The sequence below is a fragment of the Pasteurella canis genome (assembly GCF_900454865.1).
GTDB classification, from domain to species: domain Bacteria; phylum Pseudomonadota; class Gammaproteobacteria; order Enterobacterales; family Pasteurellaceae; genus Pasteurella; species Pasteurella canis.
The window spans coordinates 1-9,471 of record NZ_UGTV01000013.1; the positions used below are offsets into that span (position 1 = coordinate 1).

Below are 9,471 nucleotides of genomic sequence, written 5' to 3' on the forward strand. Positions count from 1 at the left end.
TCCAAAGTGCACTTTTGATCGTTTCAGTTGTCCCGGCTGGAACAATCGTTGTTGGACCGCGATAACCAATAGAAGCAAGATTATTCGCTTTATCTGTTAAGCTATAAAGTTGGTTATCTGCATCTTGGTTTGGAATCCAAGCGGAGACAAAATAGTGTTGTAATACAGCGATCCAACCTGCTTTTGTTGAAATAGCGAGGTTTGCTTTTTGCATATCATCAAAGCTATATTTTTTATAATTTGTCTCAGAAGAGGAATAGGCTCCTCCTGTATAAGTTGGCATTGCGACATTACCAGTATCTTCAACTAAAGTATGACGTAATTGACCGTAAGGTTCTACTTCGATCGTTTTGGTCACTTTGGTTATCAATTTCAAAATTCACACCAACATCATAAGCGCCTCGTTTTAATACGAAAACTTTTCGATAAATGACCCCATCTTTTTCAAAAACTAATGGAACAGAGAGTTCGTTTTGACCATCAGCTAAGATAAAATTAATCGCCTTCAACTTGATAATTAGCACGTCCGGCTTTCGTATCAATACCGTCTTTTCCTACTAAGCCACTTTGCGCAATATAGACATGGTTTGGTTTATTAGTTAATAATGTGAATGGGGTATCAGAGTTCAATTCAGCATCATAATTTAGTAATTCTGAATGAATTACATCGCCACCTAGCGTATCAACTTGTAACGAAAAACATCGTTTTCTAAGGTAACCACACGCCCCCTTTGTTGTGATGTTGTGATATCTGCAGTTGATGTACTCGCAGAGATCGTAGGCACATCTGAAGTAGAGTTTACTTGTTCTGTTACAACAGGCTTAGGCGTGTGATAGTCAAGCTGCCATTGTTGATAAACAAGAAAAGAAATGAAGAGTAGTGCGATGACTAACAGGCTACGTCTTGAGTCCATTATTTTTTCTCTTTTTTGTTATTGATCTTTGGTGGAACAGGATCGTATCCACCCTCGTTTAAAGGATGACATTTTAATATACGTTTTACTGTAAGCCAACTCCCTTTTACTGCACCATGTGTTTTTAATGCTTCAATACCATAACAAGAGCAGGTTGGTGTAAAGCGACAGCGAGGACCAATAAGTGGACTAATGACAATTTGGTAAATACGAATTAGCCCAATTAAGATTTTTGAGCTAAACGAATGTGTCGTTGCCATAATTTATCCAGTGTTTGATTCAAGGTGCGGTTATCTAACTTGCCTATACCCTGTTTTGCTACAATCACGAAATCATAATGTGGAAGTGTGTGTTGTAATAAACGAAAACTTTCACGACATAAACGTTTGATACGATTACGATCATGCGCTCTTTTTAAATGCTTTTTAGCAACAGTCAGACCTAAACGTGGATGCAGGAGATTATTTGGGCGAGCAAGAATAGTGATTTCTGGTGTACTAGCACGGAACGGCTGTTCAAAGACATATTTAAAATGAATGGGAGTTAACAAACGTAACTCCCTAGAAAAATTCAGCTTAATCACACCAATAGAACTAGCATTATGCTGATAAAGATTTACGACCTTTAGCACGACGACGAGCTAACACTTGGCGGCCATTTTTTGTTGCCATACGTGCACGGAAACCGTGAGTACGGCTACGTTTTAATACTGATGGTTGAAATGTACGTTTCATAACTATAATTTACCTAAATCAAAAAATTGTTCAGTAATCTTGAAAACAAGGATTAATAAAATTAAGGAACGGAATTGTAATCATAAATTCAACGTTCGTCAAATTTAGAATAGGAAAAATGAGTAAATAAGTCTCAGTTTCCTTAATAACCTTAATAAAAAGCAAAGATGCGGTCGAAATTATACGTTTTTTAATAAAAATCTCAAGCAACCTTTTTCGTTTTTTTTAAGCCTTATATGCAGATCTTTAGACGACTTTATTGTAGAATTAGTTTTCTTAAGACCGCGCTTTTGGCGGAATTTCTTCCAATAAATTTTAACTATAACGATAATAGAATATGAAACCAGACCTGTCTTCCCTTTGGCAAGAATGCCTATTGCAGCTACAAGACCAAATTTCACTAACAGATTTTAGTACATGGCTACGTCCATTACAGGCAGATTTTAATGTACCAAATATGATCGTTTTGTATGCCTCAAATGTGTTCATTAAGCAAAAAGTGGATGAAAGTTATTTAGCACAATTAACCAAAGTTGCACAAGAGTTAAGTGGGCAGGCTGAGTTAGTCATTCAAGTTAAGGTTGGTGTCAAACCAGAAGTACGCCTCCCTCAAATCGAAAATAAAAAAATTGAAGTCAATAAAAATGAAAAACCACAGATGGTAATTCGTTCTTATTTAAATCCTAAGCATTTATTTGAAAATTTTGTTGAAGGTAAGTCAAATCAATTAGCACGTGCTGTTGCACAAAAAGTAGCAGAAATGCCAGGTGAGCAAAGCTCGAATCCACTATTTTTGTATGGTGGAACGGGTTTGGGTAAAACACATTTATTGCACGCAATTGGTAATGGTATTTTGTTACGCAATCCTAATGCCCGTGTACTTTATATTCACGCTAATAATTTTATGCAACAAATGGTTAATGCAGTACGTGATAACAAGATGGATGAATTTAAAAAATTCTATCGCTCTTTAGATGCATTATTAGTTGATGATATTCAATTTTTTGCAGAGAAAGAAAAAACACAAGAAGAGTTTTTTCATATTTTCAATAGCTTATTTGATACAGGTCGCCAAATTATTTTAACTTCAGATCGTTATCCAAAAGAAATTGAAAAGTTAGAGGAACGTTTAAAATCTCGTTTTGGTTGGGGGTTAACAACAGCAATTGAACCACCAGAATTAGAAACTCGCGTTGCTATTTTGCTGAAAAAAGCAGAAGAAAAAAATATTTATTTACCAGAAGAAGTTGCATTTTTCATCGGACAAAAATTACGTACTAACGTACGTGATTTAGAAGGTGCATTAAATCGCGTCAGTGCTAATGCAGAATTTATGGGGGCACCAATTACGATTGATTTTGTTCGAGAAACCTTAAAAGATATGTTGGCATTACAAGATAAACTTGTGACAGTTGAAAATATTCAAAAAGTAGTGGCAGAATATTATCGAATTAAAGTATCTGACTTAAAAGGGAAAAGTCGTTCTCGTTCTATTGCCAGACCAAGACAATTAGCCATGGCATTATCGAAAGAGTTAACAAATCGCAGCTTGCCAGAAATTGGTAAGAGTTTTGGTGATAAAGATCATACAACAGTATTGCATGCTTGCCGAAAAATTGCCGAATTAAGGGAACAAGAACATTCTTTACAAGAAGATTGGTCAAATTTAATCCGCACACTATCTGTGTAAAAAGGGGAAAATATGCAGTTTATTGTTTCAAGAGAAAACCTATTAAAACCATTGCAACAAGTTTGTGGCGTATTGAGTAGTCGTCCAAATATTCCCGTATTAAATAATGTATTGTTGCAGATTCATACTGATCATTTAGTGATTACTGGTACTGATTTAGAAGTTGAGCTTTCAACGCAAACTGAGTTATTAAGCTCATCTCAGCAAGGTAGCTTTACTATTCCAGCCAAGAAGTTTTTAGATATATGTCGTAGTTTACCAGAAGGGGCAGAAATTTCGGTTAGTTTTGAGGAAGATCGTGCAATTATAAAATCTGAGCGGAGTAAATTTAATCTTTCAACATTGCCAGCAGAAGAGTATCCGAATTTAACTGACTGGCAGTCTGAAGTGGATTTTACGATTGAACAAAGCACATTACGTCGTTTAATTGATGCGACTCAGTTTTCTATGGCAAATCAGGATGCACGTTATTTTTTAAATGGTATGAAGTTTGAAACAGAAGGGAACTTATTACGTACTGTTGCTACTGATGGGCATCGCTTAGCTGTTTGTACTATTGCTTTAGAGCAAGATTTGCAAAATCATTCTGTCATTGTACCGCGTAAAGGTGTATTGGAATTAGCGCGTTTACTTGAAAATACGGATTTGCCTGCTCGTTTACAAATTGGCACGAACAATTTACGTATTGAGCTAGGAAATATTATTTTTACTTCAAAGTTGATTGATGGTCGTTTCCCTGACTATCGTCGAGTTTTACCGCGTAATGCGACACGTATTTTAGAGGCGGATTGGAATGTGCTAAAACAGGCCTTTGTACGTGCAGCAATTTTATCGAATGAACGCTTTCGTAGTGTGCGTTTACAATTAAGTGAAAATCAACTTAAAATTACTGCCACTAACCCAGAACAAGAAGTAGCAGAAGAAGTCATTGACGTTTCTTATCGTGGTGAAGAAATGGAAGTCGGTTTTAATGTTAGTTATATTTTAGATGTACTTAATGCGTTGAAATGTAATCAAGTACGTATGCGTCTAACAGATGCGTCTTCAAGTTGCTTAATTGAAGACTGTGAAGATGCAAGTGCTGAATATGTCATTATGCCTATGCGTCTATAATTACGTTTCATGTCTTTATGGCTATTTCTCGCTTACTAATTGAAAACTTTAGAAATTTAACAGCCGTGGATCTTGAATTAGATCACGGCTTTAACTTTGTTTTGGAATAAAGTAGGCGAGAAATAGCCATAAAGACATGAAACGTAATTATAGACGCATAGGCATAATGACATATTCAGCACTTGCATCTTCACAGTCTTCAATTAAGCAACTTGAAGACGCATCTGTTAGACGCATACGTACTTGATTACATTTCAACGCATTAAGTACATCTAAAATATAACTAACATTAAAACCGACTTCCATTTCTTCACCACGATAAGAAACGTCAATGACTTCTTCTGCTACTTCTTGTTCTGGGTTAGTGGCAGTAATTTTAAGTTGATTTTCACTTAATTGTAAACGCACACTACGAAAGCGTTCATTCGATAAAATTGCTGCACGTACAAAGGCCTGTTTTAGCACATTCCAATCCGCCTCTAAAATACGTGTCGCATTACGCGGTAAAACTCGACGATAGTCAGGGAAACGACCATCAATCAACTTTGAAGTAAAAATAATATTTCCTAGCTCAATACGTAAATTGTTCGTGCCAATTTGTAAACGAGCAGGCAAATCCGTATTTTCAAGTAAACGCGCTAATTCCAATACACCTTTACGCGGTACAATGACAGAATGATTTTGCAAATCTTGCTCTAAAGCAATAGTACAAACAGCTAAGCGATGCCCATCAGTAGCAACAGTACGTAATAAGTTCCCTTCTGTTTCAAACTTCATACCATTTAAAAAATAACGTGCATCCTGATTTGCCATAGAAAACTGAGTCGCATCAATTAAACGACGTAATGTGCTTTGTTCAATCGTAAAATCCACTTCAGACTGCCAGTCAGTTAAATTCGGATACTCTTCTGCTGGCAATGTTGAAAGATTAAATTTACTCCGCTCAGATTTTATAATTGCACGATCTTCCTCAAAACTAACCGAAATTTCTGCCCCTTCTGGTAAACTACGACATATATCTAAAAACTTCTTGGCTGGAATAGTAAAGCTACCTTGCTGAGATGAGCTTAATAACTCAGTTTGCGTTGAAAGCTCAACTTCTAAATCAGTACCAGTAATCACTAAATGATCAGTATGAATCTGCAACAATACATTATTTAATACGGGAATATTTGGACGACTACTCAATACGCCACAAACTTGTTGCAATGGTTTTAATAGGTTTTCTCTTGAAACAATAAACTGCATATTTTCCCCTTTTTACACAGATAGTGTGCGGATTAAATTTGACCAATCTTCTTGTAAAGAATGTTCTTGTTCCCTTAATTCGGCAATTTTTCGGCAAGCATGCAATACTGTTGTATGATCTTTATCACCAAAACTCTTACCAATTTCTGGCAAGCTGCGATTTGTTAACTCTTTCGATAATGCCATGGCTAATTGTCTTGGTCTGGCAATAGAACGAGAACGACTTTTCCCTTTTAAGTCAGATACTTTAATTCGATAATATTCTGCCACTACTTTTTGAATATTTTCAACTGTCACAAGTTTATCTTGTAATGCCAACATATCTTTTAAGGTTTCTCGAACAAAATCAATCGTAATTGGTGCCCCCATAAATTCTGCATTAGCACTGACGCGATTTAATGCACCTTCTAAATCACGTACGTTAGTACGTAATTTTTGTCCGATGAAAAATGCAACTTCTTCTGGTAAATAAATATTTTTTTCTTCTGCTTTTTTCAGCAAAATAGCAACGCGAGTTTCTAATTCTGGTGGTTCAATTGCTGTTGTTAACCCCCAACCAAAACGAGATTTTAAACGTTCCTCTAACTTTTCAATTTCTTTTGGATAACGATCTGAAGTTAAAATAATTTGGCGACCTGTATCAAATAAGCTATTGAAAATATGAAAAAACTCTTCTTGTGTTTTTTCTTTCTCTGCAAAAAATTGAATATCATCAACTAATAATGCATCTAAAGAGCGATAGAATTTTTTAAATTCATCCATCTTGTTATCACGTACTGCATTAACCATTTGTTGCATAAAATTATTAGCGTGAATATAAAGTACACGGGCATTAGGATTGCGTAACAAAATACCATTACCAATTGCGTGCAATAAATGTGTTTTACCCAAACCCGTTCCACCATACAAAAATAGTGGATTCGAGCTTTGCTCACCTGGCATTTCTGCTACTTTTTGTGCAACAGCACGTGCTAATTGATTTGACTTACCTTCAACAAAATTTTCAAATAAATGCTTAGGATTTAAATAAGAACGAATTACCATCTGTGGTTTTTCATTTTTATTGACTTCAATTTTTTTATTTTCGATTTGAGGGAGGCGTACTTCTGGTTTGACACCAACCTTAACTTGAATGACTAACTCAGCCTGCCCACTTAACTCTTGTGCAACTTTGGTTAATTGTGCTAAATAACTTTCATCCACTTTTTGCTTAATGAACACATTTGAGGCATACAAAACGATCATATTTGGTACATTAAAATCTGCCTGTAATGGACGTAGCCATGTACTAAAATCTGTTAGTGAAATTTGGTCTTGTAGCTGCAATAGGCATTCTTGCCAAAGGGAAGACAGGTCTGGTTTCATATTCTATTATCGTTATAGTTAAAATTTATTGGAAGAAATTCCGCCAAAAGCGCGGTCTTAAGAAAACTAATTCTACAATAAAGTCGTCTAAAGATCTGCATATAAGGCTTAAAAAAAACGAAAAAGGTTGCTTGAGATTTTTATTAAAAAACGTATAATTTCGACCGCATCTTTGCTTTTTATTAAGGTTATTAAGGAAACTGAGACTTATTTACTCATTTTTCCTATTCTAAATTTGACGAACGTTGAATTTATGATTACAATTCCGTTCCTTAATTTTATTAATCCTTGTTTTCAAGATTACTGAACAATTTTTTGATTTAGGTAAATTATAGTTATGAAACGTACATTTCAACCATCAGTATTAAAACGTAGCCGTACTCACGGTTTCCGTGCACGTATGGCAACAAAAAATGGCCGCCAAGTGTTAGCTCGTCGTCGTGCTAAAGGTCGTAAATCTTTATCAGCATAATGCTAGTTCTATTGGTGTGATTAAGCTGAATTTTTCTAGGGAGTTACGTTTGTTAACTCCCATTCATTTTAAATATGTCTTTGAACAGCCGTTCCGTGCTAGTACACCAGAAATCACTATTCTTGCTCGCCCAAATAATCTCCTGCATCCACGTTTAGGTCTGACTGTTGCTAAAAAGCATTTAAAAAGAGCGCATGATCGTAATCGTATCAAACGTTTATGTCGTGAAAGTTTTCGTTTATTACAACACACACTTCCACATTATGATTTCGTGATTGTAGCAAAACAGGGTATAGGCAAGTTAGATAACCGCACCTTGAATCAAACACTGGATAAATTATGGCAACGACACATTCGTTTAGCTCAAAAATCTTAATTGGGCTAATTCGTATTTACCAAATTGTCATTAGTCCACTTATTGGTCCTCGCTGTCGCTTTACACCAACCTGCTCTTGTTATGGTATTGAAGCATTAAAAACACATGGTGCAGTAAAAGGGAGTTGGCTTACAGTAAAACGTATATTAAAATGTCATCCTTTAAACGAGGGTGGATACGATCCTGTTCCACCAAAGATCAATAACAAAAAAGAGAAAAAATAATGGACTCAAGACGTAGCCTGTTAGTCATCGCACTACTCTTCATTTCTTTTCTTGTTTATCAACAATGGCAGCTTGACTATCACACGCCTAAGCCTGTTGTAACAGAACAAGTAAACTCTACTTCAGATGTGCCTACGATCTCTGCGAGTACATCAACTGCAGATATCACAACATCACAACAAAGGGGGCGTGTGGTTACCTTAGAAAACGATGTTTTTCGTTTACAAGTTGATACGCTAGGTGGCGATGTAATTCATTCAGAATTACTAAATTATGATGCTGAATTGAACTCTGATACCCCATTCACATTATTAACTAATAAACCAAACCATGTCTATATTGCGCAAAGTGGCTTAGTAGGAAAAGACGGTATTGATACGAAAGCCGGACGTGCTAATTATCAAGTTGAAGGCGATAATTTTATCTTAGCTGATGGTCAAAACGAACTCTCTGTTCCATTAGTTTTTGAAAAAGATGGGGTCATTTATCGAAAAGTTTTCGTATTAAAACGAGGCGCTTATGATGTTGGTGTGAATTTTGAAATTGATAACCAAAGTGACAAAACGATCGAAGTAGAACCTTACGGTCAATTACGTCATACTTTAGTTGAAGATACTGGTAATGTCGCAATGCCAACTTATACAGGAGGAGCCTATTCCTCTTCTGAGACAAATTATAAAAAATATAGCTTTGATGATATGCAAAAAGCAAACCTCGCTATTTCAACAAAAGCAGGTTGGATCGCTGTATTACAACACTATTTTGTCTCCGCTTGGATTCCAAACCAAGATGCAGATAACCAACTTTATAGCTTAACAGATAAAGCGAATAATCTTGCTTCTATTGGTTATCGCGGTCCAACAACGATTGTTCCAGCCGGGACAACTGAAACGATCAAAAGTGCACTTTGGACAGGTCCTAAGTTACAAGACAAAATGGAAACTGTGGCTAATCACCTTGATTTAACCGTAGACTATGGCTGGGCTTGGTTCATTGCCAAACCACTCTTTATGTTATTGACTTTTATTCAAAGTATAGTCCATAACTGGGGTCTTGCTATTATTGGTGTAACATTAGTTGTGAAAGCCCTTCTATATCCATTAACAAAAGCACAATATACCTCAATGGCAAAAATGCGTATGCTTCAACCAAAACTACAAGAAATGCGTGAACGTTTTGGCGAAGATCGTCAACGGATGAGCCAAGAGATGATGAAATTGTATAAAGAAGAAAAAGTTAACCCTTTAGGTGGTTGTTTACCAATTCTTTTACAAATGCCTATTTTTATCGCATTATATTGGACATTCTTAGAGGCCGTTGAATTACGTCATGCAC

Annotated in this window: 11 protein-coding genes and 2 pseudogenes; 7 read left to right on the forward strand and 6 right to left on the reverse strand. The window is 35.9% G+C overall.

Features of this window, described 5'->3' with window-relative positions; genetic code table 11:
• From yidC (DYE19_RS00620) to rpmH (DYE19_RS00635), 4 genes and pseudogenes are all read right to left on the reverse strand, one after another.
• Positions 1–914 (reverse strand): annotated as a pseudogene (gene yidC, locus DYE19_RS00620) (membrane protein insertase YidC); the annotation flags it as partial.
• Positions 914–1,174 (reverse strand): membrane protein insertion efficiency factor YidD, encoded by a 261-nt coding sequence (gene yidD, locus DYE19_RS00625; RefSeq protein WP_049214594.1) that lies wholly within the window; start codon positions 1,172–1,174, stop codon positions 914–916. The pseudogene yidC (DYE19_RS00620) and the gene yidD (DYE19_RS00625), both read right to left, overlap by 1 nt.
• Entirely contained in the window at positions 1,138–1,497 is a 360-nt protein-coding gene (gene rnpA, locus DYE19_RS00630) for a ribonuclease P protein component (protein WP_049214593.1), read from the reverse strand. Before rnpA (DYE19_RS00630) ends, yidD (DYE19_RS00625) begins: the two co-directional genes overlap by 37 nt.
• 16 nt (positions 1,498–1,513) lie before the next feature.
• On the reverse strand, positions 1,514–1,648 hold the full coding sequence (rpmH, locus tag DYE19_RS00635) for a 50S ribosomal protein L34 (RefSeq protein WP_005539760.1): 135 nt from the start codon (positions 1,646–1,648) through the stop codon (positions 1,514–1,516).
• A 337-nt stretch (positions 1,649–1,985) separates the two neighbouring features.
• On the opposite strand from rpmH (DYE19_RS00635), the gene dnaA (DYE19_RS00640) reads away from it, so the two are divergent.
• The 3 genes and pseudogenes from dnaA (DYE19_RS00640) to DYE19_RS11430 all read left to right on the forward strand — a co-directional run.
• Complete coding sequence (gene dnaA, locus DYE19_RS00640; RefSeq protein ID WP_115322278.1) at positions 1,986–3,338, forward strand: chromosomal replication initiator protein DnaA; 1,353 nt, start codon at positions 1,986–1,988, stop codon at positions 3,336–3,338.
• 12 nt (positions 3,339–3,350) lie between these two features.
• Positions 3,351–4,451 carry a DNA polymerase III subunit beta gene (gene dnaN, locus DYE19_RS00645; protein ID WP_115322279.1) on the forward strand — a complete coding sequence of 367 codons (1,101 nt, stop codon included), beginning with the start codon at positions 3,351–3,353 and terminating at the stop codon, positions 4,449–4,451.
• Positions 4,452–4,468: 17 nt separating this feature from the next.
• Positions 4,469–4,555 (forward strand): annotated as a pseudogene (locus DYE19_RS11430) (AAA family ATPase); the annotation flags it as partial.
• A gap of 43 nt (positions 4,556–4,598) precedes the next feature.
• Here the strand turns inward: DYE19_RS11430 and dnaN (DYE19_RS00655) are convergent.
• Both dnaN (DYE19_RS00655) and dnaA (DYE19_RS00660) read right to left on the reverse strand, forming a co-directional pair.
• A complete protein-coding gene (dnaN, locus tag DYE19_RS00655; RefSeq protein WP_115322279.1) occupies positions 4,599–5,699 on the reverse strand; it encodes a DNA polymerase III subunit beta in 1,101 nt (366 codons plus the stop codon).
• Positions 5,700–5,711: 12 nt separating this feature from the next.
• A complete protein-coding gene (dnaA, locus tag DYE19_RS00660) occupies positions 5,712–7,064 on the reverse strand; it encodes a chromosomal replication initiator protein DnaA (RefSeq protein WP_115322278.1) in 1,353 nt (450 codons plus the stop codon).
• A gap of 337 nt (positions 7,065–7,401) precedes the next feature.
• On the opposite strand from dnaA (DYE19_RS00660), the gene rpmH (DYE19_RS00665) reads away from it, so the two are divergent.
• From rpmH (DYE19_RS00665) to yidC (DYE19_RS00680), 4 genes are all read left to right on the forward strand, one after another.
• Positions 7,402–7,536 carry a 50S ribosomal protein L34 gene (gene rpmH / locus DYE19_RS00665; protein ID WP_005539760.1) on the forward strand — a complete coding sequence of 45 codons (135 nt, stop codon included), beginning with the start codon at positions 7,402–7,404 and terminating at the stop codon, positions 7,534–7,536.
• Between the two features lie 16 nt (positions 7,537–7,552).
• On the forward strand, positions 7,553–7,912 hold the full coding sequence (rnpA, locus tag DYE19_RS00670; protein WP_049214593.1) for a ribonuclease P protein component: 360 nt from the start codon (positions 7,553–7,555) through the stop codon (positions 7,910–7,912).
• A complete protein-coding gene (gene yidD, locus DYE19_RS00675; RefSeq protein ID WP_049214594.1) occupies positions 7,876–8,136 on the forward strand; it encodes a membrane protein insertion efficiency factor YidD in 261 nt (86 codons plus the stop codon). Before rnpA (DYE19_RS00670) ends, yidD (DYE19_RS00675) begins: the two co-directional genes overlap by 37 nt.
• Positions 8,136–9,471, forward strand: a 1,336-nt coding sequence (yidC, locus tag DYE19_RS00680) for a membrane protein insertase YidC (protein WP_115322280.1), incomplete at its 3' end; no start/stop codon positions are given. The genes yidD (DYE19_RS00675) and yidC (DYE19_RS00680), both read left to right, overlap by 1 nt.

What these genes read in the sequence shown, in the direction of transcription:
- yidD (WP_049214594.1), bottom strand. Translation starts at nt 1,174, where the DNA reads ATGGCAACGACACATTCGTTTAGCTCAAAAATCTTAATTGGGCTAATT.
- rpmH (WP_005539760.1), bottom strand. Translation starts at nt 1,648, where the DNA reads ATGAAACGTACATTTCAACCATCAGTATTAAAACGTAGCCGTACTCAC.
- dnaA (WP_115322278.1), top strand. Translation starts at nt 1,986, where the DNA reads ATGAAACCAGACCTGTCTTCCCTTTGGCAAGAATGCCTATTGCAGCTA.
- dnaN (WP_115322279.1), top strand. Translation starts at nt 3,351, where the DNA reads ATGCAGTTTATTGTTTCAAGAGAAAACCTATTAAAACCATTGCAACAA.
- dnaN (WP_115322279.1), bottom strand. Translation starts at nt 5,699, where the DNA reads ATGCAGTTTATTGTTTCAAGAGAAAACCTATTAAAACCATTGCAACAA.
- dnaA (WP_115322278.1), bottom strand. Translation starts at nt 7,064, where the DNA reads ATGAAACCAGACCTGTCTTCCCTTTGGCAAGAATGCCTATTGCAGCTA.
- rpmH (WP_005539760.1), top strand. Translation starts at nt 7,402, where the DNA reads ATGAAACGTACATTTCAACCATCAGTATTAAAACGTAGCCGTACTCAC.
- yidD (WP_049214594.1), top strand. Translation starts at nt 7,876, where the DNA reads ATGGCAACGACACATTCGTTTAGCTCAAAAATCTTAATTGGGCTAATT.